At 66.1% G+C, this 23273-nt stretch carries 14 protein-coding genes; 9 read left to right on the plus strand and 5 right to left on the minus strand.

Going from position 1 to position 23273, the window contains the following annotated elements; genetic code table 11:
- The first annotated feature begins 29 nt into the window (after window positions 1-29).
- The 5 genes from ACJX2R_RS36255 (at window position 30) to ACJX2R_RS36275 (ending at window position 3738) form a co-directional block, all read left to right on the plus strand.
- Window positions 30-1259: a S8 family serine peptidase gene (locus tag ACJX2R_RS36255; RefSeq protein ID WP_413103527.1), complete on the plus strand. Its 1230-nt coding sequence runs from the start codon at window positions 30-32 to the stop codon at window positions 1257-1259.
- 226 nt (window positions 1260-1485) lie between these two features.
- Entirely contained in the window at window positions 1486-2241 is a 756-nt protein-coding gene (locus ACJX2R_RS36260; RefSeq protein ID WP_413103528.1) for a YbaB/EbfC family nucleoid-associated protein, read from the plus strand.
- A 37-nt stretch (window positions 2242-2278) separates the two neighbouring features.
- Complete coding sequence (locus tag ACJX2R_RS36265; RefSeq protein WP_210945469.1) at window positions 2279-2578, plus strand: hypothetical protein; 300 nt, start codon at window positions 2279-2281, stop codon at window positions 2576-2578.
- Between the two features lie 35 nt (window positions 2579-2613).
- Window positions 2614-3351: a hypothetical protein gene (locus ACJX2R_RS36270; protein WP_413103529.1), complete on the plus strand. Its 738-nt coding sequence runs from the start codon at window positions 2614-2616 to the stop codon at window positions 3349-3351.
- A gap of 30 nt (window positions 3352-3381) precedes the next feature.
- Window positions 3382-3738 (plus strand): hypothetical protein, encoded by a 357-nt coding sequence (locus ACJX2R_RS36275; RefSeq protein WP_413103530.1) that lies wholly within the window; start codon window positions 3382-3384, stop codon window positions 3736-3738.
- Window positions 3739-3852: 114 nt separating this feature from the next.
- On the opposite strand, the gene eccCa (ACJX2R_RS36280) is transcribed toward ACJX2R_RS36275, so the two are convergent.
- A complete protein-coding gene (gene eccCa, locus ACJX2R_RS36280; RefSeq protein ID WP_413103531.1) occupies window positions 3853-7818 on the minus strand; it encodes a type VII secretion protein EccCa in 3966 nt (1321 codons plus the stop codon).
- 219 nt (window positions 7819-8037) lie between these two features.
- Here eccCa (ACJX2R_RS36280) and eccD point away from each other — a divergent pair, with 219 nt between their 5' ends.
- The 3 genes from eccD (at window position 8038) to ACJX2R_RS36295 (ending at window position 13125) form a co-directional block, all read left to right on the plus strand.
- Window positions 8038-9528, plus strand: coding sequence for a type VII secretion integral membrane protein EccD (eccD, locus tag ACJX2R_RS36285; RefSeq protein ID WP_413103532.1), 1491 nt, complete (start codon window positions 8038-8040; stop codon window positions 9526-9528).
- Between the two features lie 292 nt (window positions 9529-9820).
- Entirely contained in the window at window positions 9821-10318 is a 498-nt protein-coding gene (locus tag ACJX2R_RS36290; protein ID WP_413103533.1) for a hypothetical protein, read from the plus strand.
- A gap of 1607 nt (window positions 10319-11925) precedes the next feature.
- Window positions 11926-13125, plus strand: a complete 1200-nt coding sequence (locus tag ACJX2R_RS36295) for a S8 family serine peptidase (protein ID WP_413103534.1) — start codon at window positions 11926-11928, stop codon at window positions 13123-13125.
- A gap of 85 nt (window positions 13126-13210) precedes the next feature.
- Here ACJX2R_RS36295 and ACJX2R_RS36300 read toward each other — a convergent pair whose 3' ends face one another.
- The 4 genes from ACJX2R_RS36300 to eccCa (ACJX2R_RS36315) all read right to left on the minus strand — a co-directional run bounded on the left by ACJX2R_RS36300 (window position 13211) and on the right by eccCa (ACJX2R_RS36315) (window position 21010).
- Window positions 13211-13912 carry a hypothetical protein gene (locus ACJX2R_RS36300; RefSeq protein ID WP_413103535.1) on the minus strand — a complete coding sequence of 234 codons (702 nt, stop codon included), beginning with the start codon at window positions 13910-13912 and terminating at the stop codon, window positions 13211-13213.
- A 12-nt stretch (window positions 13913-13924) separates the two neighbouring features.
- Window positions 13925-16237, minus strand: a complete 2313-nt coding sequence (locus tag ACJX2R_RS36305; RefSeq protein ID WP_413103536.1) for a hypothetical protein — start codon at window positions 16235-16237, stop codon at window positions 13925-13927.
- A gap of 59 nt (window positions 16238-16296) precedes the next feature.
- Window positions 16297-16725, minus strand: a complete 429-nt coding sequence (locus ACJX2R_RS36310) for a hypothetical protein (protein ID WP_413103537.1) — start codon at window positions 16723-16725, stop codon at window positions 16297-16299.
- Between the two features lie 94 nt (window positions 16726-16819).
- Complete coding sequence (gene eccCa / locus ACJX2R_RS36315) at window positions 16820-21010, minus strand: type VII secretion protein EccCa (protein ID WP_413103538.1); 4191 nt, start codon at window positions 21008-21010, stop codon at window positions 16820-16822.
- Between the two features lie 729 nt (window positions 21011-21739).
- Between eccCa (ACJX2R_RS36315) and ACJX2R_RS36320 the strand changes: the two genes are divergently transcribed.
- Window positions 21740-23221 (plus strand): PQQ-binding-like beta-propeller repeat protein, encoded by a 1482-nt coding sequence (locus ACJX2R_RS36320; RefSeq protein WP_413103539.1) that lies wholly within the window; start codon window positions 21740-21742, stop codon window positions 23219-23221.
- The last annotated feature ends 52 nt before the right edge of the window (window positions 23222-23273 follow it).

Raw genomic sequence — 23273 nt, forward strand, 5'->3', positions numbered from 1 at the left:
TGATGGCGAGCACAGGACGAACAGGCGATATGGAAACAACGCTCAACCAGGTCCGGAGCCGGACGACAGTGATCATCTCGCTGCTCACGTCCTTGCTCGCCATCATGGGGCTGATCGCCCCCGCCGCCACGGCGGAGACCATGCGGGAGCGCCAGTGGTATCTGGACCGCATGCAGGCGGAGAGCATGTGGAAGGTCAGCACCGGCAAGGGCATCACGGTCGCGGTCCTCGACTCCGGAGTCGACACGTCGGCCCCGGAGCTGAAGGGGAAGGTGCTCAAGGGCAAGAACCTCGTGGAGCCGAGCAAGGACGCCCGTACGGACCCGGATGGGCACGGCACGGCCATTTCCATGCTCATCGCCGGAAATGGAGCCGGTGGCCAGGGCATCAAGGGCCTCGCTCCGGATGCGCGCATTCTGCCGCTCACCGTGTTCGGCTCGACGAAGGAGTCGGGAACCAATAGCGTTCCGGGCCTCATCAACGCCATTCGTTACGCGGCGGACAGCGATGCGCAGATCATCAACATGTCGCTGGCCTTTCCGTACTACCAGGTCAACAAGACCGAGCAGGGCAAGCTACAGAAGGCGGTCGACTACGCGGTCAGCCGCGGCAAACTGCTCCTCGCCGGCTCGGGCAATGACGGGGAGACGTCGAACGACACCACCTATCCCGCGGCCAACAAGGGTGTGGCTGGGATCAGCGCCGTCGACTCGTCATTGACGGTGACCAAGTTCTCCAATCACGGGTCGTTCGTCGCTCTTGCCGCGCCGGGCAAGGACATCCCGATCCGCTGCATCGGCAAGGCCGGATACTGCCGCAGTTGGGGCACCAGCCAGGCCACGGCGATCGCCTCCGGCGCCGCCGCGCTCATCTGGGCCAAGCACCCCACATGGAACGGCAATCAGGTGCTCCGCGTCATGATGGACACTGCCGGAAAGCCCACCGAGGGCAAGATTCCCAGCCGCTACATCGGCTACGGCACGATCCGCCCCCGCTACAACGTCCTCGAGGAGAAGGGCAAGCCGGGCTCGGCCGACGTCAACCCCCTGGTGCCCGCGCAGGCCGACGGCCCGTCGTCCCCCTCTTCGTCGCATAGCCAATCCCCGCCTGAAGGCGGTGCCAAGGACGGCTCCTCGGCGAGCGATACCGCCGCCGGGAGCGGTAGCGGTGTCGTCCCGTGGATTCTGGGCGCGGCCGGTGTCCTCGTGGTCGTTCTCGCGGTGTTTGTGATCCGCCGCCGGGCGGCCTCGCCCCGATGATGAGTTCAGCGCGTCGGGCGGAGCGAGTCCGACGGCCAGCCGTGGGAGATGGCGTTCGGAATTCGCCGCGGCAGCAGTTCACCCATCGGGAAGTGCCGTTACGGGAGGTACGCCGGCTACTCGGCCGTGCTAGCGTGCGAGGCCAAGAATAGGCAACACACTTGCGCTTCTGGCGAAGTGTTCACCAAAGCGCAATAGCTCCGCGATTGGCCAGTAAGGGGGAAGCGTGAGCGAGGACATTATCCGTGAACTGCAACAGTTCCAGCAGCACGCGGAGAATCTGCGGCAGCTGATGTCGGATATGCACGACCAAGTGCCCCGGAGTTCCGAAGGAACGGACGCACAGGGGGCCGTCTCCGTGACCCTGGGTGGGGATGGGCTTCCTGAGTCGATCAAGCTCGCGTCCGACTGGCAGCGCCGACGGCGCGCTGAGGACCTCGGCGGCGCCGTCGTCGAGGCATTCGAGTCCGCCATGAGCGATCGTATGGAGCGCTGGTCTCGGTCGCTTGAGCAGTCCGGCTGGGAAGAGCGGGCCGGTCAACTCGACGATGACTTCGACTCGCCCGCGTCGTCGACGCCGTCCCGTCCGGTCCCCGAAATCTCCGACCACGACGTGCGCCACGTCCTCCACAGGCCCGTGGACGAATCGATCGAGGACGTCCTCACGGCATTCGACACCGTCGACCAACTGGACGCAGATTCGTTCCTGCCGCCGCAGGTCAAGGGAGAATCTGCCGCCCGCCGAGTCGCCATCACCCTCACCGCACACGCCCTGGTCTCCTGCGAGGTGGACCCTCAGTGGGCTGCCGGACAGTCGGTCGTCCGGCTCAACCAGGCACTCAACGAGGCTTTGAACAACGCTCGCGAAAAGGTGAGCAGTGCCGTGAGCCCCGGGGCGGCCGGTGTCGCGAACCTGCATGTGGGCGGTCTGATGAACGAGTTTCTGGCCATCATCAAGAACCCCCAGCACTTCACGGACTGATGCGGAAGAGAACTGACACAGAAACGAAAGGAGGCCCATGAGCAAGCTCAAGGTCATCACAGACGCCATACGTGCTGACGCCAGAACCTGGGATGAGCAGGCGAAAGCGATCGGCGGTGTCGGGACCAATATCAGCGGACTGCGCCGCGATCGGCTTGAGCTGGGCATGTACCAGATGTTTTTCGGTGCCTACGCGGATGCCATCGACCATCTTTCGGGCCGGTGTTCCGAAGGGCAGAAGCGGATGTCGGAAATCGCTGACGCGCTGGTCAAGAACGCGAAGGCGTACGACGATCACGAAGTGGAAACCACAAAGTCCGTGGAAGACGCCTACTAGCAGCCGGGCCGTGCACCGGGGAGACGGGGAAGGCGATGGCATTCAGCCAGACGCAGTTCGAAACGCTCATCGAGAAGATCAATGACAAGCTGGAGAAGCTTGTGAAGGATCTCGTTACCTTTGGTAACAAGATCAACGGGGCGGTGGATCACTGGTACGTTCCCGGCCCCGTCGCGAAAGCGGTAGTCGCCGCGGCGAACAAGCTCATCGAGTTCGTGAACGGGATCCTCAAAAAGATCGGCCATTTCCTTGAGGGTGTCGTCGCCCCGGTGATCTTGTTCATCGATGCCAACAGCTGGAAGGCGAAAGGCATCCACGGCGACGCGACCACCGCATCATCCAGCACCCAGAAGTTCAACCTCCAGGCCCCCAAGGAGTGGAAGGGCGAGGGGGCTGACGCGTACACCAACGCCGTCTTCCCTCAGTCGGGCGCGGCCGCCCAGGTTGCAACCAACGCGAATTCGATCGCGGACATCCTGCTCACCGCCGCCGTCGCGGGAGTGGCATTCTACGGAGCGATCGCTGCTTTCCTGATCCAGTTCATTCCCGCCATGGCTGCCGCGATCGCCGCGGGGGCGACCGTCGTCGGTGCCGTTCCGGCCGCGATCGCCGCCTTGGGTGAAGGTGTGGCCGGTTGGCTCGTCATAGCGGGCGCCGTGACTACTCTGCTGGGCGTGCTGGGTGACCAGGCCAAGGCCATGGCCGACCTGAAGAGCAATGCCAACGACAACAGCGCGTTTCCGAAGGGCCATTGGCCGGTGGGCACGGCCTGAGTGCCTGATGTGACGATATGAGGTGAGCTTGTGTACGGACCTCGCGTCGCCCTCTGGGCCGTCGGGGTGGCGTCATTCGCCTGGCTGATGCTTCCAGCCGTTACCGACTGGGCCATCGGCCTCCCCCCGCCCCCGCTGATCGCCGTCCTCTGCGCGCTCGCGATCCTCTGCCCGGGAACCGCTGAGTTCCTGGCGAGGCGGCACAAGGAGCAGTCCTGGTACGCCGGGAACTTCGCGTCTTTCGAGGATCTTCGTGGGTCCGTGGACCGCGCGGCCCTGCTGCGAATCCGGGAGACCAAGGGTCCGGCGCAAGCTCTCCGTGAGGTCAGGCGCCAGTACCCATCGATCCCGCTCAAGGTGGCCGCTCGGCTGGTCAGGGAGCTGTGAGCGGCTCGAGCAGCACTCGCTGAGCGGCCAAGGGCCCGTACGGCCGGGGCAGCCCGGTCCGTACGGGCCCTGCCTCGCTCCAGGCCTGCCGTAGCCCGCCATCCTGCCTCAGCCTCAGTCCACTGACGGCACCCACGCCGTCTGGACCAGCGACGCTCCGCCGCGCCGTGAGACGAAGACGCCCCGCCCCGGTGGCAACGGACGCGCCTTGACCTGGCCCAGCAGCTCGCCCTCACCCGGTGAACCCGACAGCACGACGCCCTGCGCGCCCAGCTCCTTGAATCGCTGCATGAACGGCTCGTACGACGAGCGCCCCGCGCCGGCCGTCGTCCGCGCCACGATGATGTTGACGCCGGCGTCCCGCGCGTACGGCAGGTTGTCCACCAACTCGGACATCGGGTTGCCGGACGAGGTGGCGACCAGATCGTAGTCGTCCACCACGATGAAGGCCCGCGGCCCCGACCACCAACTCCGGTTGCGCAGCTGCTGCGGGGTGACATCCGTCCCCGGGATGCGCTGGCTGATGAGAGTGTTCATGTCGGTGATGTACTTCTCGAAGGCGTTCTGCGTCGTGCCGTAGCCGACCAGATGAGGCTGTGGCACGACCTCCAGCAGACTGCGCCGGTAGTCGCCGACCACGAACAGCCCCTCCTCGGGGGCGTAGCGCTCGGTGATCTGCTTGATGAGTAGACGCAGCAGAGCCGTTTTCCCGGACTCCGACTCGCCGTAGACGGCGAAGAAGGGGTCGGTGTCGAAGTCGATGAAGACCGGCTCGAGGTTCATCTCGTCGATGCCGATCGCGATGCCCCGCTCCGGCTGCTCGTGACCGGACGGGATCTCCCGCACGGACAGTGTCCGCGGCAACATCCTCACCTGCGGTGCGTGCGGACCGGGCCAGTTGTCCACCGACGCCCTGACGAACGCGGCGGTCGCTTCGGCCAGGTCGTCGGCGTTGCCCGACGTACCGTCGATACGCGGCAGACCACCCAGGAAGTGCAGCTTCTCCGGAGTGAGGCCGCGGCCGGGCGTGCCCACGGGCACATTCGCGGCGACCTTACGGTCGAGTTCGGAGTCCATCGGGTCACCGAGCCGCAGCTCCAGCCGGGCGAGGAACTGGTCCTTGAGCGCGGCTCGCATTTCCATGTAGCGCGTGACCGTGACGATGAGGTGCACCCCGAGTCCCAGACCGCGCGTGGCGATGTCGGCGACGATCGGCTCGAGCATCTCGTAGTCGGTCTTGAAGGACTGCCAGCCGTCGATCACCAAGAAGATGTCGCCCCATGGCTCGCCCGGCAGCTGCCCGGAGGCACGAAGCTGACGGTAGGTGCCGATGGAGTCGATGTTGTTGTCCCGGAAGAACTCCTCGCGCCGGTTCAGCACGCCGGTCACCTCGGCGATCGTGCGGCGGATCTTCTCCGGGTCCAGACGTGAGGCGACACCACCGATGTGCGGCAGCCCCTCGACCGCGATCATGCCGCCACCGCCGAAGTCCAGGCCGTAGAACTGGACCTCGTGCGGGGTGTGGGTGAGCGCGAAGGATCCGAGCAGGGTGCGCACGGCGGTCGACTTACCGGACCGGGGCCCGCCGACGATCAGCATATGGCCCTGTGCGCCGGAGAAGTCCCGGTAGAAGATCTCCCGCCGCTGTTCGAACGGCTTGTCCACCATGCCGATCGGTACGCACAGACCACCGCTGCGGGCATAGCCGCTGGCATGCAGACCGCGCTCCGGCGAGACGGCGAGCTGGGGCATCAGCTGGTCCAGGGACGACGCCTCGGTGAGCGGCGGCAGCCACACCTGGTGTGCCGCCGGACCGCGTCCCTCCAGGTTGTGCACGACGACGTCCAGCACCGTGTCCGCGAGCGCGTCGTCCACCCGGTCGCGGTCCGCTGTGTAGGTGAAATTGGGGTCGGGCTCGGCGAAGCGGACCGGCACCGGGGCGGCACTGAACAGCACCGGACGGCGGTCGGTCGGGATGGGACCGCTGCCCACCACGGTTGACGTGGACGAACGGTAGGGCCCGGACACGTACGCCGCCTTGAAACGGACCATCTCCTCCGTGCCGAACTTCAGGTACCCCGATCCGGGCACCGACGGCAGGTGATAGGCGTCCGGAACGCCGAGCGCCGTACGGGACTCAGCGGCGGAGAACGTCCGCAGGCCGATGCGGTACGACAGGTAGGTGTCCAGGCCCCGCAGCCGGCCCTCTTCGAGGCGCTGAGAGGCCAACAGCAGATGCACTCCGAGCGACCGGCCGATGCGGCCGATCTGGATGAACATCTCGATGAAGTCGGGCTTGGCCGTCAGCAGCTCGCTGAACTCGTCGATGACCAGGACCAGGGAAGCCAGTGGCTCCAGCGGGGTGCCGGCGGCGCGCGCCTTCTCGTAGTCGTGGATGTTGGCGTAGTTGCCCGCGGAGCGCAGCAGCTCCTGACGGCGCTGGAGCTCACCGGTGATCGAGTCGCGCATGCGGTCGACCAGCGTCAGATCGTCCGCGAGGTTGGTGATCACAGCGGCGACATGCGGCAGCTCCGCCATGCCCGAGAAGGTCGCGCCGCCCTTGAAGTCCGCGAGGACGAAGTTGAGCGTCTCGGACGAGTGCGTAACCGCCAGGCCCAGCACCAGCGTCCGCAGCAGCTCCGACTTTCCTGAACCGGTCGCGCCCACGCACAGGCCGTGCGGGCCCATGCCCTCCTGGGCCGCCTCCTTCAGGTCGAGCATGACCGGGGCGCCGCTCTCCCCGACCCCGATCGGAACGCGCAGCCGTTCCGCCGTCGAGCGGGGCCGCCAGGTGACCACGGGGTCGATGGACGCCGCGTCGCCGAGGTTGAGCAGGTCGGTGAACTCCAGATTGGTCAGCAGTGGCTCGTCGTCCCCGCCACCCGCCGAGACCCGCAGCGGGGCGAGCTGCCGCGCCAGCGCCTCGGCGCCGGCCAGCGACAGGGTGTCCGGAACGCCCTCGTACACGGCCGAGGCCGACTCCACCCGTAGCAGACCCGGCCGCACGATCAGCGACAGGCCGCCGCGCAGCTCGTCCAGGCCGCCACGGATGACCTCCAGCACCGTCACGCCCTGCAACCCCTCCTGGGCGGCCAGAAGCGAGTCGGGCGGCACCAGACCGCCGTCCAGGATCACCACCACATGCGGCGCGTCCAACAGCGGCTGCCCGTCCCGGTTGAACCGTGAACGGCCCTCCAGGCGGCTCTTCAGCAGATCCTCGACCTCGGCCAGATTGTCGCTGAACAGCCGCTTCGTTCCGGCTCCGTCCACCGACCCCGGCACCTGGGTGTGCGGCAGCCACTTGACCCAGTCCCACTCCTCCGTGGCACCCGCCGCGGCCACCACCGCGATCACCAGGTCCTCGGGCGAGTGCAGCGCGGCCAGGCTCGCCACCAGCGCCCGGCTCGTCTCCAGGGTCGTCTCCGGCTCGCCGGAGACCGTCATGTGGTAAAAGGCCCTCAGGCTGACCGCCATCGGCATGCCGTCCAGCGACCGGTGTACCGCCAGGAACTGCTGCATGGCGCCCGCCGACAGCGGTTCCAACTCCTCCACCGGGGCGGTATCCGGCGCCACGAGCGGAGTCCACAGCTCCTGCGGGCCGAGCCCGATCCGCACCTGCACGAAGTCGTCGTCGGTGATCCGCCGCTCCCACAGCCGGCTGCCCTCCGCCACCAGCGACCACAGCTGCTCGGGGGAGGGGTGGAGGAAGAACTGCGCATCGCGCTGTGCGCGCGCCGTACGCTGCACCCTCCGCCGGGTCTTCGCGAGGTACTTGAGATAGTCGCGGCGGCCCTCCACCGCCTCGCCCTGCGCGCCTTTCCGATACCGGATCGCCTGTGCGATGACCATCGATACGGTCGACAGCAACATCATCACGCCCATGATCTTCATGAACGGTGCCGAATTCGGCATGAAGAAGAAGACCACCGACGAGCCCATGCCGAGCATGGGCAGCAATTGCATCGCCATGCCTTCCCGATCGCCGCGAGGCAACTCGGGAGGGGATTCGAGGCGAAGTTCATCCGCGGGCATCCCGGGAGGAGTCTCCCGAGGTGGACGTTTCACGATGATCTGGCTCATCGGCCTGTCTATCCCCCGATGCGGACTGAACAATTGAGGACCTGCTGAGGGCCCGCACGCACGCTTGCCGCGCGTCATTGCGGCACCTACCCGGCAACGAACCGATCCTACGTGTCGGGAAGACAATTGGCGCCCGGTAGGGTGACCTCCCGCACACTGCCAGACATGAACGCGTCCGGACGGAAGACGCGGCGAGACGCTAATGAGAGGGCCCCGCAGGTGAGTTCGACCACATCGACCGGTTTCTGCCGAGTGACGGTCGTCGCACCCGACAGCCGCATCGACGTCGCCCTCCCCGACGACATAGCCCTTGCGGACCTGTATCCGGAGATGCTCAGGCTGACCGGTCAGACCCAGCCCACGGGGACGCCGGTCGGCTACCACTTCGTGCGTCGCGACGGCACCGTCCTGGACGGCTCCCGTTCCCTCGCGGCGCAGCGCGTGCTGGACGGGGACGTGCTGTCCATGCGGCCCTTCGCGCAGTCCCTCCCGCCCGTCGTACGCGACGACGTCTCCGACGCGATCGCCTCGACGGTGGCCGGCGACCACGCGCTGTGGAACGCCCGCTACCTCCGGGCCTGCGGACTCTTCGGCGGCGCGCTGCTCTTGATCTTCATGGGATTCGTCCTGTGGTTCGCCGACCCGGTCAAGCACGACATGCACGGCCTGCCCGGTGTCATCGCCGGTGGCGTCGGTCTGCTGCTCGCGGTCTTCGCCGGTGTACGGGCCCGGGTCTACGACGACCGGGCCTCCGCCATCGCCCTCGGCCTCGCGGCACTGCCGCACGTGATGATCGGAGGATCCGGGGTCCTGGCGCTGGAGGCGGGTGAGGGCATCGGACGGCTGCAATTCCTGCTCGGCTGTGTCGCCGTTCTGATCGTGTCGGTCGCCCTGGTCGCCGCCATGCCGTCCGGTGACGCTCCGTTCGTCGCCGCCGTCGTCCTCTCGGCCTTCGGCACGCTGGCCACCTTCTGCCAGATCATGACCGACACCAGCGCGGCGGGCACCGCGGCGGTCTGCGCGGCGGTCGCCATCGCCACCATCGCGTTCCTCCCCGGCCTCTCCGCGCGCGCCGCCCGGCTGCCCATCGGATACATCGCGCCCCGTGACGCCTCCCGCAACGATTACGGCGCCTCCGGCGGCGTCGACCTGGACAATCCCTCGTCCGCAGCCGCCGCCCGGCCGGTCGACGGCGAGCGGATCGCGGCCCAGGTCAAGCGTGGCCACGAACTTCTCCTCGGCCTGGTCGGCGGGTGTGCGGCGGTCGTCGTGGGTTCGTCGGCGGTGCTCGGCTTCTCCGATGACACCTGGGCCCAACTGCTCGCGCTGGCGGCCGGACTGGCGATGCTGCTGCGCGCCCGTCTGTTCCGGTACACCTGGCAGGTCGCCTGCGTCCTGGCGTCCGGCGTCATCTCCCTCGCCCTCCTCATCCTGGGGCTCGCCCTCAACCCGCCGACGAGCGCCGTGATCGATCTGCTCAGCGGCGACAGCGGCCCGCTGAACATCCGTACTGTCTGGCTCACCGCCTCCGTCGCCTTCGGCGCGCTGATCCTCATCGCGATCGCTCTGATCGTCCCGAAGAAGAGCGTCACGCCTTTCTGGGGCCGCTTCGGTGACCTGGTCGAAGGCGCGATGCTGCTGTCGATCACGCCGCTCGTGCTCGCAGTCCTGGACGTCTACGCGACGGCGCGTGGTCTGGTCAGCAAGTGACGCTCCCCGAGCGGTGAGGCATAGGCAGGGGCCGACGGTCACCTGCCACGGCCAAGGGCGCCCCGGTCACGTACCCCGTGACCGGGGCGTCTTCGCTCCGGCCCGCACCCGTCGGAAGGACGTCGAGCCGCCCGGATCCGAACGCCGGACGGAGCACCTCTCCGATACGCCCCATGCCTGAGCTATGCCCTGGAATCGCCAAGGTCGCCTTATCGGCAATGAAGTTGGGACGTACACCCTGCGCCACTAAGCTGGTGCTGACCGTCATCATGTACGCCGTAGGGGGAATCCGATGAGCGAGGGGAGCCGGGTCCCGGCGAACGACGCCGACGCGAGCAGGGCGCGCGGAGGCGGGTCGGACCTCAAGGTGGAGGCCGAGACACTGGCGAGCTTCAAGAGCAGGATCGACAAGATCCTCATCGACCTCGAAGAGTCCCCGGCAGCCAAGAGCAAGATCAGCGACCAGACCGTCGCACACGCCGCCTTCGGAACGGAATTCACCGCCGCCGCCGACCTCGCGGGCGCCTACGAGAAGCTGCACGACCGCCTGGAGAAGTTCTCCAGGACGCTGGGCGACCAGCTCGAAGCCCTGGGCATGGCCGTCCAGATCTCGGACCGCGGCTACGAGAGCATCGACGCCGAACAGGCCGACCGGCTCCGCGCCATCCAGGACCGCACGAGCAAGTACTACGGCCAGAACGCGGACTACCGGGGCGACGGGCACCACGCGAACCAGGCACGGAAGACCGACACGGGCAAGTCCGGCACCGCCGATTCGAACTTCAAGTAGGGGGAGACATGGGGAACGGGGAGTTCGATGGTCTGTCGGTGGAAAACCTGCGGGCCATGCTGGCCAACGCGGACCCCGACAAACTGACCGCTGCCGGCACGGCCCTGGGCGACGCGGGCCCGAAGATTCTCGACATCGGCTCGGACTTGCGTCGTCATGTGTCCCGCGTGGACTGGACCGGCGAAGGCGGGTCCGCCTTCCGCGAATGGGCCCACGACTTCGCCCTGGAAGTCATGCGCTTCGGCCAGTTCACCTCCACGGTCGGCCAACACGTGGCCCAGGCCGGCCAGGCCCTCTCCGAGACCAAGTCGGCCATGCCCGAGTCCAGGGCTCCGGGCCCCAGGGCAGCCCACGAGGACCCGGCAGCACAGGAGGCCGAGCAGCGCGAGACCGAAGAAGCCCGGCACCAGATGGAGCGTCTCTCCTCGGCCTACCGGGCGGCGCAGGAGACGATGGCGGCGGCGCCGGAGCCGCAGTTCAAAATGTTGCCCCCTATGGGCGTTGATGTTGGAAATCGTGAAGATAGATATGACTCCGGCTCGGTGGGGGAGCCGACATCTGGCTCAGGAGTAGGCGTAGACCAGACGCCGCAGGAGCAAGAGGGCGTGCCAGCGGTGCCGCTGCATGGGGAGACGGAGCCAAGCCACCGCGAGGCGACGAGCACCCACATCGACTCGACCGCCACCCTCCCCGATCCAGAGGCCAAAGCGCCACCTCGTACCTCGATGCCGCCTGCGGACCAGCCCAGGCAACCAGGCCCCGTCGTGATGCCGTCACCCCCGATTGGGCCGTCCACCGCGCCCCCTCGACGCACCACACCCGTGACGGGGAAGAGCATGTCCCGCCTCCCCTCGGCCGAGCGCGTCACAGGACCTGGAGGCGCGCCTCCGCGTCGCATGCTCACGCCGCGAGGGCCGGTAGAGAACGATGTTGTGGGAGGACAGCAGCGGCGCCTCGGCTCTTCCCCTCGCCTTCCGCGCGCAATGGTGGTGGGAGAGGAGAGCGGTCAGATGTCCCGCGGCCCCGGGGGAGGGGGCGGCCACCCCATGGCGCGGACAAGCGGTGTGCCAGGGACCGAAGGCATGGCCCCAGGGCGTCGGTTGGCCTCGGAGCCGGGAGGACCGGTGAGTGGCCCGCGCACACCAAACCCCGGTGTCACCGGCGCGCGTCAGCGTGGTGTCGCCATCGGCGAGGAGAACGGATCCCGTGGGCCGGTCTCAGGGGCGGCGCCTTCGGGTGGCACCAATACGCCAAGTGATCCTTCCAGAGATTCAGGCAGAGGACGCAGATTCGCCTCCGAGTCAGGAGGATCGATCGCGGATCCTCGTTCGTCCTCCAGAAGAGGGGTCGCATTCACCCGCGGGGGTACCGGGCTCGTTCGGCCAGGTCAGGCCGAAGGACAAGAGCCTGCCGCCCCTGGGGCCTCTGGCACCGGCCGTCGCGGTCCCGGGCCGGAGAGTCGGCAAGGACATGCGGTCGTTGATCAGGGAGCCTGGGAGCTAGGGCGCCAGGACGCATTGCCTCCCGTCATTGAATAGTCGGCACTTGAAGTCTCAGGAGATTTCGCAGGGATGTCAGTCTTGTCCAGTGGAAACAAGAGGCGCTCAGTGCGTGGTTTGACGCTGCTCGCGGCGCTCATCACATGCATGGGAAGTTTCACATCCCCGGCGATCGCTCAAGATATACGTTCGCGTCAGTGGTACCTCGATGCAATGGGGGCCGACCAGATGTGGCGGACCAGCACAGGCAAAGGTGTCACTGTTGCCGTGCTGGACACTGGGGTCGACAGCTCGCTCCCTGAGTTGCGTGGTCAAGTCCTAGAGGGGAAGGACTTTTCATATAAGCCGAAAGGTGCCACCGTCGATACCAACGGACATGGCACGGACATGGCCGCTGTTATTGCGGGGACAGGGCGTTCCGGCGGTATTCAAGGCGTAGCGCCTGGTGTGAAGGTGCTTTCCGTCAAGACTGGTTCTGGACCTAGATTCGGCGATCTGGCGTCAATTTATCTCAAGGCGATGCGCTATGCCATTAAGCGCGGGGCCCGCGTAATCAATCTTTCGGAGACCATTCTCAGTCCCTTGAACGAAGACGACAAAAAGAAGCTCCAGGATGGCCTGGATGAGATCAACAAAAGCGATGCTTTGATATTTGCCGGAGTCGGAAACGATGCTGAGTCCGATAACTTTGCGGGCTATCCGTCGAGTCTCCCCGGGGCTGTCGGGGTGGCTTCTGTCGATCAGAGCGGCACTGTTTCTACTTTTTCGACTCATGGCCCGCAAGTGGCCCTCGCAGCCCCAGGTGAAGGTATTCCTGGGCACTGCAAGGATGGGGGAGGTTGGTGCGAGGAGTCGGGTACCAGTCATGCCACCGCCATTGCCTCGGCGTCAGCCGCCCTCATCTGGTCCGCTCACCCCAAATGGACCGCGAACCAGGTCTTGCGCGTAATGATGCAAACGGCGAGCAAGCCCAAGGGCGGGGTCCCCAGCGAGTACATCGGCTACGGCATCATCCGCCCCGGCCAGGTCCTGCTCGACGGCAAGGGAGACCCGGGCGCAGCGGACGTCAATCCGCTGTTCCCGAACTACCACCCAGGGCAGAGCTCCTCCACATCTCCGTCCCCCTCATCGAAGACCGACGCCCCCTCGGGCGCTGCACACGCCAAGGACAAGGCCCCTGCCGCCTCCGCAACAGGTGGCGATGGCGGTAGTGGCAACACGCTCGTCTACGTTGGAGCCGGTGTGGCCGTAGCTCTGGTCCTCGGCGGTGGGGGCTATGCACTCGCCCGCAATCGCAGGCGGGTGTAGCTACGGCGCCGGCTGGAGTCTGTGGTGTGGCATTCGAAACCTGGAGCAGCCCCGAAAGCGAGGGCGACGCATGCCATGTGCGATCTTAGTGAGTATCGAGAGTGACCTTATCCGGAGCCGGGTAGGTGACCTTGTTCTTGCATGACAGGCGGCCCTCCAGGTCAGTAAACCTCTGTGCGGATTTAGTCAGGATGCTGATGTCGGAACGATCGGAGAGGCCTACATTATCGAAGAGCGTGACCTGGAATGCGAGCATCTTCTTGTCCTTGGAGTTCTCGGCCAGGTCGGGACGTTGGCAGTCCACCAATAGTTCGGCACGCTTTTTATCGCTGGTTTTGCGCACACTGTAGGACGTCGACTTGCCGCTCTTCCTGTCCGTCGTCGGGAAGGGCTTGGGTCCCCAGTTCACCGTAATTCTGAACAATTTTTTTCTGCCTGAATCATCAAGGATGCCGCACGGCGAACCTGCTTCTGGCTTGAAGCTGGTCATCTCTTTGTTCATCCCCAAGCTGATTTTGATGGCGAAGTCCTCACCGTCTCGGGGTACAACCACCTTCTTCAAGCCGTGATGCCGCTTTGCTTCAATTACGGTTTCCTTGTCGAATATGCCCAGACAGGTCTTCTCGCTGAGCTGAGTGAGATAGGGATTCTTGGATTGTTCTTCGGCCCCTCGTTTTGAATCGCTATCACTCCCACCGCAAGCAGTGACCGTAAAAGCAAGTAGACAAGCGAGCGATGTAACGACCCCGGAGGGCACTCCACCCAGAAGGGGGATGCGCATAGTCACCTTCGGCTCCTGTTATTTTCCGCTATCGGTGAGCCTGCTGTTGCCCACGCCGCGGTCGTAACCGTTCTTTAGGGCTTCGTCGGCTCTGGCGTACCATGACGAGTTATCAATTTCTGGATGGACTGTGACATATGAATCGAATGCGACTGCTGATCGGCGTTGACTCTTCTCGATGAACTCCTTCTTGAGGTCGCTCGCATCTCTGTCGATCTTGGTGTCAATTTCTTCTTGGCGGCGCTCCATTTCCCTATCGATTTGGATGCCCGTGTGCGTTTCCATCGCTCCGGCCGCGCCATCGATGAATGGTGTGACGAATGGTGCGTACCTCGCAGTCTCAAGGGGCATGGTGATGAGACTTGTGGCGCTGCCGATTCCCTGGCTTACGCCGTACTTCTTCCATTCGGCCGCTTCAGATAGCTTTCTGGCCTGCTCGGCCTTGGTGTCTTCGGCGTTTGACGTGATGGCGTCGGCTCGCGCTTCATCAAGGATTCCCTGAGTCTCGGCGCCGGTTCCAAAGATGGCGATGAGAGAATCATCCGCCTGAGGATGGGCCTTAACAGCGCTGGTTGTGAACTCTTGTTGCGCGACTGAGAGGATCTTATAACTGTCATCGTCTCGGCCAACTGCTGAAAGGAAATCGTTGGCTCGCTGATGTGTAACGAGGATATCGCCTTCACCGATTGCGCCGAAGGCGGCGTCCCGAATCCCGCTACCGGAATTCTTGTCACCGTAGTTCGCGGTTGCCCAGTCCAGGTTGTCGATATAGCCCGCACCCATTCTGGCCAGACTGTCGCTGAGCCCTGGTTTGTCTTCGGCGAGCCCTGAATTTTCGGCGACCATGACGACTGCCTGGGCCATCACATTGGCGCTTGCCGGGGTCCTGTGCAGACCCAACTCAGGCTGGTCATACGGGTGGCCTAAGGTGGCTGCTTCCAAAGCGTGGCCCAACTCGTCGTAGCCGTAGCCGCGATCACTGTCGGCGAGAGGATTCCCATTGGGCCAGTTCCGGTCCTGTAGGAGATACTTCAGGTCGGGGTCCGCCGTAGCCAATGGGTCTTCTTCATAACCCTTCCGGTAGAACAGCGATTGGGCCGCCTCCGGATTGCGTCCGAGTGCCTCCATGTACCCCGCCATGGGGTCCATGCCCTGGTCGCTTCCCTTGCCGAAACTGAGGTACGGCGTATATCCGTTGGGGCTCCACAGACCCTTGAGATCGTCCTTGTGCTTGCGATCGAACTCGATCAAGCCTCCGGTGCGCCCGTCCTTGTCGTGGCTGTTCGGATCTTTGTAGCCCTTGCCGTAGTCGTACAGGAAATCCTTGTCATACTCCCCGTACCGCAGCAGGCTGCTCATGGCCTGGAAGCCGTAAGGGCCTTTAGCAATCGGGCCGCCGGAATGGGTGTCGTCCAACCGTTGGGGGCCGAGACTGATGACGTCCCGCTTCCATTGCTCGATGGCCTTGCTGTCAGAGTGGGAAGCTGTGGCCAGGGTGAACCCCAGGGACTTCTGTAGCTTTTCGAGTGTCTTCGTCCGCTCGCCGCCCGTCTGGGTCGTGTCGGCGGCGTGTTCCCAGAACTGCAGTGTGCCCTTCGCGCCGAGTTGGACGGCGAACTTCTCCGAGAAGAGTGGGTCTCCCTCGTGTTTCGAGAGGATCGAGTTGACCTTCTGGAGGTCGGCCGTGGAGAGTTCGCCCTTCAACTTTGCCAGTTCGGTTACCGTCTTGAGGTCTTTGTAAGCCTGTTCGCGTCCCTTTTCTGCACCCTTGATGCTGTTAAAGCTGTCGCCCGTGAACCCTTTGCCTCGGCCGTTGAAGTCTTGAGCGAGGGCCCAATGCAGGATCTCGTCTGCCGCGGTGGCGTCCGAGAGCACTTGCAGGATTCGGTCGTTGTAGCTGGACACCGTTTCGGAGTATCGCTTGGCTTGCAGGGTTTCGGCCTGCTCTGAAATGTCGTCAAGGTTCGTTGGTTTGTACGACACACGGCCCTGCTCGTCGATGGCCAGATTCTTGTCCGCTTCGATATCGTCCTTGTAGCCCTTGAGCTTCTTCTTGGCATCCTTGAACTTGGTGTGGGCGTCGCTGAGAAGGCCGTGCATGTCCTTGGCCTCAAGGGCGGCCTGCTCCATTTGCTTCGCGACTGCCTTGATCTTGTCGGCGGCCGCCTCAGCTGCCTTGCCCTCCCAGTCCGAGTTGGTGATGGGGGACGTGACCTGCTTGGTGAAGTTTGTGCTGACCTGCGTGAAGTGGTCTGGAAGGTTGCGCCACTTGTCGATGGCGTCGGAGAGCGGTTGCAGGTTCACCTTGAGGAGATCGTAATAGGAGACCATCGTCCTTATCGCACTCCATGGCTATTCTGGTGGATGGGATGTGTCGCCTCAGGTTCCTGCTACCTGGCCACGCGTTTGTTCCCATCAACGTCCCTGAACTTATCGACGGTGCCCTTGTTGCCGATCTGGAATTCCGCGGCGGCGTTCCGCAGGGCGCCCGCGACGCCGTGTTCGAGTAGCCCATGTACGTAGCGCATCTGGTCCCGCCACCGCTCCTCGAACGTGTCGAAGGCGACAGCACAGTCGAACCCTTTGAGGCTGTCCTTGACCTGGCCGGTCTCCTTCATGGCCTGGTTGTCGGCTTCCGCGAAGTTCCGGCGCGTGTCGTCGGCCTTGTCGGCCATTTCGCGGAGAACCTTTGGCGTGACCTTGAGCTTCTCCTTCGGCGCCGCGGCGCCGCCGTCATGAAATGCGTTGATCTGCATGCGGGTCGCCTGGCGCTTCGCCGCTTGTGTGCGGAAACTTGCCCATTGCTCGTCGAACGACACGATCCCCCCCTGGCACCACGTCAACTTCGTTTATGAAAGGTCAATACTTGTGAAACATATCGCGTCGTGGAGCGCGGCGCACGGCCGCGACGGGTTAGTCGCTGCCTAACTCATCTGGCAGCCAGCCCAGCTGAACCAGCCGGGTGCCACCCTTGCGGGTGATCAGGGTGCCGCGCCCCTGGGGGAGGCGGCGGGGGCGGGTGTTGCCGAGGAGGTCGCCCTCGGCTGGGTCGCCCGAGAGGATGACGCCCTGGGCGCCGAGTTCCTTGATGCGCTGCATGAAGGGCTCGTACGAGGAGCGTGAGGCGCCTGCCGTGTTGCGAGCGATGATGAGGCGGACACCGACGTCGCGGGCGTAGGGCAGCCCTCTTGTCAGGAAGTCGAGAGGGTTGCCGGCGCTCGTGGCGACCAGCTCGTAGTCGTCGATGATGACGAAGAACTGCGGACCGCTCCACCAGCTGCGCTCGCGAAGTTGCCGCGGAGTGACGTCCGAGCCGGGGGCTCGGTGTTCCATGAGGGTGCTCAGGGCGTCCATGTGCATTTCGAGCGCTGGGGCGGCAGGAGCGTACTCCAGGAGGTGGGAGTCCGGTACGGCCTCAAGGAGCGTACGGCGGTAGTCGCCGACGATGATTCGCGCCTCGTCGGGGGCGTAGCGCTGGCTGATCTGCTGGGCAAGCAGGCGTAGCAGAGAGGTTTTGCCCGATTCGCTCTCGCCGAAGACGACGAAGAACGGATCGGAATCGAAGTCGATGAAGACCGGTTCCATTCGGTCCTCGTCGATGCCGATGGGCAGACCGAGGTGCGGATTCTCAAAGCTCTTGGGGAGGCGGTCGGAGGGGAGTTCGCGGGGGAGGACGCGGACCTCGGGGGCCCGTGGGCGGGTCCAGTGGGTGTTGACGGCGCGAACCAGGGCCGCTGTCGATTCAGAGGTCCCGGCCGATGCCGGGTTGGTTGGTGCCGGGCCGGTCGGCACCGGTCCCGTCGGCGTCGGGTTGGTCGGTGCCAGTCCGGTCAGCGCCGGTCCCGTCGGCGTCGGGCCCGTCGGTGCCAGTCCCGACACCGGCGATTCGGTCGTGCCGGTCGTGGCGGACCCTGTCATCGTCGGGTCGGCCGTCCGTCCCTCCGCCTCCGGCGGCATAGCGGCTCCGATCCACGGTCGCGCGGCCAAGAAGTGCAGCCGTTCGGGGATCTGGCCGCGGCCCGGTGCGCCGACCGGGACGTTGGCCGCCACCTTACGGTCGAAGTCCGAGTCCAGCGGATCGCCGAGACGAAGCTCCAGACGGTTCATGAACTGATCCTTCAGCGCGGCCCGTACCTCCATGTACCGGGTGGCCGACAAGACCACATGGACGCCGTAACCCAGTCCCCGCGTGGCGAGGTCCATGACGACGCCCTCGAACTGCTCGTACTCCTGCTTGAAGGTGCCCCAGCCGTCAATGACCAAGAAGACGTCCCCCCAGACCTCGTCAGGGAGCTCACCAGCTGCCCGCCGCTTGCGGTAGCCGGCGATGGAGTCGATGCCGTGCGTGCGGAAGAACTCTTCGCGGCGGCTCAGCACTCCGGTGGCCTCGGCGACCGTACGGCGCACGCGATCCGGATCGAGACGTGATGCCACTCCGCCGACATGCGGCAGTTCCGAGATCCCGCTCAGGCCGCCGCCGCCGAAGTCCAGGCAGTAGAACTGCACCTCGTACGGGGTGTGGGTCAGGGCGAAGGACGCGATGAGCGTACGCAGCAGGGTGGATTTGCCGGACTGCGGGCCTCCCACCACCAGCAGATGGCCCGCGGCGTCCGAGAAGTCGCGGTAGAGGATTTCGCGCCGCTGCTCGAAGGGCTTGTCGACCAGCCCGACCGGGACGACCAGCCCGCCCGCCCCCGCATAGTCCGGAGGATGCAGACCACGCGCGGGGGAGACGGCCAGCGGGGGCAGCAGTTCGTCGAGTGCGGGGGAGCTGTCCAGGGGCGGGGGCCACACCTCGTGCGCGGCCGGTCCCTGATCCTCCAGACGCCGGACGATGACGTCCAGGACCGTGTCCGGCAGCGCGTCGCTCGGGTGAGCCGTGGTGGCGGCGGGCGCGGGTGCGGGCGCGGCATAGGAGACCGGCACCGGGGCGGCCGTGAACAGGGTCGGCCGCCGGTCCATTCGCCGTGAGCCGCCCGACCCGTCGTCCGCCAGCGCCTCGGTGGTGCGGTACGGGCCCGAGACGTAGGCGGCCTTGAAGCGCACCATCTCGTCCGTACCGAACTTCAGATAGCCGGAACCGGGCAGCGACGGCAGATGGTGGGCGTCCGGCACGCCCAACACGGCCCGGGACTCCGTGGCGGAGAAGGTACGCAGGCCGAGTCGGTACGACAGGTAGGTGTCCAGACCGCGCAGCCGCCCCTCCTCCAGCCGCTGGGTGGCCAGCAGCAGATGGACGCCGAGCGACCGGCCGATGCGGCCGATCTGGATGAACATCTCGATGAAGTCCGGTTTGGCGCTGAGCAGTTCACTGAACTCATCGATGATCAGGACGAGCGAGGGGACAGGCTCCAGTGGCGCCCCCGCGACCCGAGCCCGTTCGTAGTCGTGGACATTGGCGTAGTTGCCCGAGGCACGCAGCAGCTCCTGGCGACGCTGTAGTTCGCCGCGGACCGAGGCCTCCATACGGTCCACAAGCGTCAGGTCGTCCGCGAGGTTGGTGATGACCGCCGAGACATGCGGCAGGTCGGCCATGCCGGTGAAAGTCGCACCGCCCTTGAAGTCCGCCAGGACGAAGTTGAGATGGGCGGAGGAGTGGGTTACGGCCAGCGCCAGGACCAGCGTGCGCAGCAGCTCGGACTTTCCTGAGCCGGTCGCGCCCACGCACAGGCCGTGCGGGCCCATGCCGCCCTGCGCCGCCTCCTTCAGGTCCAGCATCACCGGTTCGCCGTCCTCGCCGACCCCGATGGGGACCCGCAGGCGTTCGCTCGACGTCCGGGGCCGCCAGGTCCGGGCCACGTCCACGGAGGACGCGTCGCCGAGGTCCAGCAGATCGGTGAAGTCGAGCTCGTCCAGGAGCGGCTCGTCGTTGCCCCCGGCGCCGACGCGCAGTGGCGCGAGCTGGCGGGCCAGGGCCTCGGCCGCCTCCAGCGGGAGTACGTCCGGCTCGCCTTCGTAGACCAGGCCCGCGGCTGACTCCAGGAACAGCTTTCCGGGGCGCACGTCGAGTGACAGGCTGCCGCGCGGCTCGTCCAGTTCCCCCGGCACCACTTCGGCGACGGTGACGCCCTGGATGCCGTCCGCACTCGCCAGCAGGGAGTCCGGCGGGACGGTGCCGCCGTCCAGCACGATGAGGAGGTGAGGCTCGTCCAGGACGGGCGGCCCGTCCGGGGCGAACCGGGGGCGCTCGGAGAGCGGGCCGCCCTGGCCGCCCGAACCGTACGTCGCCAGAAGCTCCTCCAGCTCGAGTGCGTCCCGGCAGAACAGCCGCCGGGTACCCGCCCCGTCCAGCGTTCCGGGGATCTGGGAGTGCGGCAGCCACTTGGTCCATTCCCAGCGTGCGACCGCCTCCCGCCCGTCGGCCAGGACCGCCACCGCCAGGTCCTCCGGCGAGTGAAGGGTGACCAGCTGGCACACCAGCGCGCGTGCGGTGCCCTGGGCCGTAGCCGGGTCCCCGGACACCGTGAAGTGGTAGAAACGGCGCAACGACACCGCGACCGGTAGCCCGTCCACCGCGCCGTACAGCATCAGGAACCGCTGCATCGCGCCCGTCGTGAGCGGCTCCAGATCCTCGATCAGCGCCGTGGTCGGGGCCACCAGAGGGGTCGACAGCTGCTGGGGGCCGACGCCGATACGGGCCTGTCCGAAGTCCTCGTCGCCGACCCTGCGTTCCCACACCCGGCTGCCCTCCGCGGCCACCGCCCAGAGCTGGTCGGGCGCGGGGTGCAGATAGAGCAGCACCTCGAGTTGTGCGCGGGCCGTACGGCGGACACCGCGGCGCATCTGCGCGAGGTACCTCAGGTAGTCGCGGCGTACCCCCGCCGCCCGGCCCTCCGTCCCGCGCCGGAAACGCACGATCTGGGCGGCGACCGTCGCCAGGGCGGATGCCAGCATCAGCCAGCCCATGACGCGCATGAACGGCCCCGCGCCCGAGTTGAAGAAGTAGACCATCGATCCGCCCATGCCGAGCACGGGCACCAACTGCGTCAGCAGTCCTTGCTGGTCGCCGCGTGGCAGTTCGGGGGGAGAGCTGAGCTCGACTTCGTCCGTGGGCACGGTCGGCGGCAGCGCCCGGGTCGGACGCTTGACGAGAATCTGGCTCACCGGGTGGTCAATCCCCCTTCTGTGGTCTCCCGTGCAAGGAGCGAGATCCGTGGTGGCGTCGCACCGGCACTCCGGCGACGCGATTCCCCGAACCCGGTGAGCCTACCGACACGCGGTGTCACCATGCGGTGGCACCCCGGCGTGTCGTACGTATGAACAGGAAATCTCCACGGCTTGGAGAGGGAGGAGATCCTCGCGCGCCGTGCGGGGTGGCTCCCGCGCCGTCCATCCATGAAACTGGGGGCCGAGAACCGAGCGTCCGGTGATACAAAGATTTCCCGCTCCCGAAATGTCGTCGCAGAGCGGGATCTTCCAGTGGACTCGCCGAAGAGGTAAGCGCTGATGTCGCAGCCGCCCCAGCCCCCCGACCAGCCACCGTCCGGCGGTTTCGGCGCGCCACAGGATCCCCGTCAGGGCGGCGAGCCGTCCGAGGACGGCCACGGCACAACGCCGCGGCGTCCGGTCCCGCCTCGTCCGCCCGCGCCGCCGGCCGTCCCTCCGGCGCCTCCGGTGGGTCCCCCGACGGGTCATACTCCGCCCCAGATATGGGACACGGGCGTGCTGCCGTCGGGCCCTCCCGCAGATCCCGGACTCCCGGCCCCTCCCCGGGCCGACCCCGCCAACCCGTATGCACAGAACAACTCGTACGCACAGGACAACTCGTACGCACAGAACCCGTATGCGCAGAACCCGTACATCGCCGCGCAGGGAGGGCCCGGGTACGGCGGTATGTACACCCCACCGCCCGGTCAGCCCTACGGTGCGCATCCCTCCGGTGGCGGAGGCGGCGGCCGGAACACAAGACGCAAGGCCGTGGTCATCGGTGCGGCCGTGGCGGTGCTGCTCGCGGCGGGCGGCGGGGTGTACGCGGCGGTGAGTGGTGGTGACGACGACAAGAAGCCCACCGCTGCCTCGACGACCACCCCCGCTGGTCAGGACCGGCAGGACCCCACCCCCGAGCCGACCGGAAACGGTGAGAGCGCCGGCGGCCGTGACGGTGGCGAAAGCGAGAGCGACCCCAACGACGTGCGCCGGGCCGGCGAGGCGAAGGTCCTCTACCAAACGCCCGCGCCCGAGGTCTCCAAGAAGGGCCTCGATGTGCCCGGCTTCTGGGTGATGAAGGGATATGTGGTCAAGGCGGTCGAGGACAAGATCGTCGCGTACAAGGACGACGGCACGAAGAAGTGGACGCTTTCCCTGCCCAAGGCCGTCTGCGCCGCGCCCAACTCCACGACCCACGGCGAGGTCGTGGTCGCCTACCAGGGGCATGGAAAGGACTCGTGCAGCCAACTCGCCCTGATCGACCTGGACAAGGGAGCCAAGGTCTGGGACCACGACGCCCCCGAGGCGGGCTCCTTCGGCGGTGGCCACACCAATATGGGCATGGCCCAGAGCGGCGATCTCGTCGGCATGTCCTGGTTCGGCGGTTCGGCCGTCATCAAAGTGCGCGACGGTAAGGAGGTCACCGTCGAAAAGCCGAGCCCGGGTTGCTCTGTCGACGGTTACGCGGGAGGGAAGACGTTGCTGCGCGCCTACTCCTGCACCAATGGCACCGCCAAGCTGCAAAGGATGGCGTCGAACGGCGCGATCGCATGGACCTATGTCGTCCGTAAGGGCTACAAGGTCGACAAGATCTTCTCCACCAGCCCCGTTGTGATCGCTCTGAGCGACCAGGACCGCAAGGCTGGCGGCATCCTGGCCATATCGGACAGCGGTAAGGAGCGGTCGGCCCTGGCCGTGGGGAAGCAGTCCTACCAGCCGCTGTGCGGAACGGACCTCTTCGGCACCAATTTGGGCAGCTGTCAGGGCGTCGCCGCCTCCAGGGACACTTTCTATCTGCCGACCGAGATGACCCAGGACAGTGCCGGGGGTTCGACGAGTGAGATCCACGCCTTCGACCTGGACAGCGGGAAGAGGAAGTGGGCGGCCAAGGTGGCCGGTCGGATGCTGCTTCCGTTGAGCATGGACGGCAGGAATCTGATCGCCTATGAGGAGCCCTCATACGACAAGGCCGGTCTGGTCGTCAGCATCGGCCCGGACGGCGGCAAGCCGAAATCCGTGCTGACGTTGCCCCAGGCCACCCGCGAGGCGGAGAACGGCTTCTACTCCGCCACTCATGACTACCGGAACGGCATTTTCTACATCGCCTCGAACCGCATAACGGGAACCGAGGGCACCGGCGAGAAGCTCATCATGGCCTTCGGCTCCTGAAGGCGGACCGAGCGCCGACCACTGCCGGAGAGGGCGGCCACCGACCGGCGGC

It is taken from the genome of Streptomyces sp. Inha503 (assembly GCF_047215865.1).
Classification (GTDB): Bacteria; Actinomycetota; Actinomycetes; order Streptomycetales; family Streptomycetaceae; genus Streptomyces; species Streptomyces lycopersici.

What these genes read in the sequence shown, in the direction of transcription:
- ACJX2R_RS36255 (WP_413103527.1), top strand. Translation starts at nt 30, where the DNA reads ATGGAAACAACGCTCAACCAGGTCCGGAGCCGGACGACAGTGATCATC.
- ACJX2R_RS36265 (WP_210945469.1), top strand. Translation starts at nt 2,279, where the DNA reads ATGAGCAAGCTCAAGGTCATCACAGACGCCATACGTGCTGACGCCAGA.
- ACJX2R_RS36270 (WP_413103529.1), top strand. Translation starts at nt 2,614, where the DNA reads ATGGCATTCAGCCAGACGCAGTTCGAAACGCTCATCGAGAAGATCAAT.
- eccCa (WP_413103531.1), bottom strand. Translation starts at nt 7,818, where the DNA reads ATGAGCCAGATCATCGTGAAACGTCCACCTCGGGAGACTCCTCCCGGG.
- ACJX2R_RS36290 (WP_413103533.1), top strand. Translation starts at nt 9,821, where the DNA reads ATGAGCGAGGGGAGCCGGGTCCCGGCGAACGACGCCGACGCGAGCAGG.
- ACJX2R_RS36305 (WP_413103536.1), bottom strand. Translation starts at nt 16,237, where the DNA reads ATGGTCTCCTATTACGATCTCCTCAAGGTGAACCTGCAACCGCTCTCC.
- ACJX2R_RS36320 (WP_413103539.1), top strand. Translation starts at nt 21,740, where the DNA reads ATGTACACCCCACCGCCCGGTCAGCCCTACGGTGCGCATCCCTCCGGT.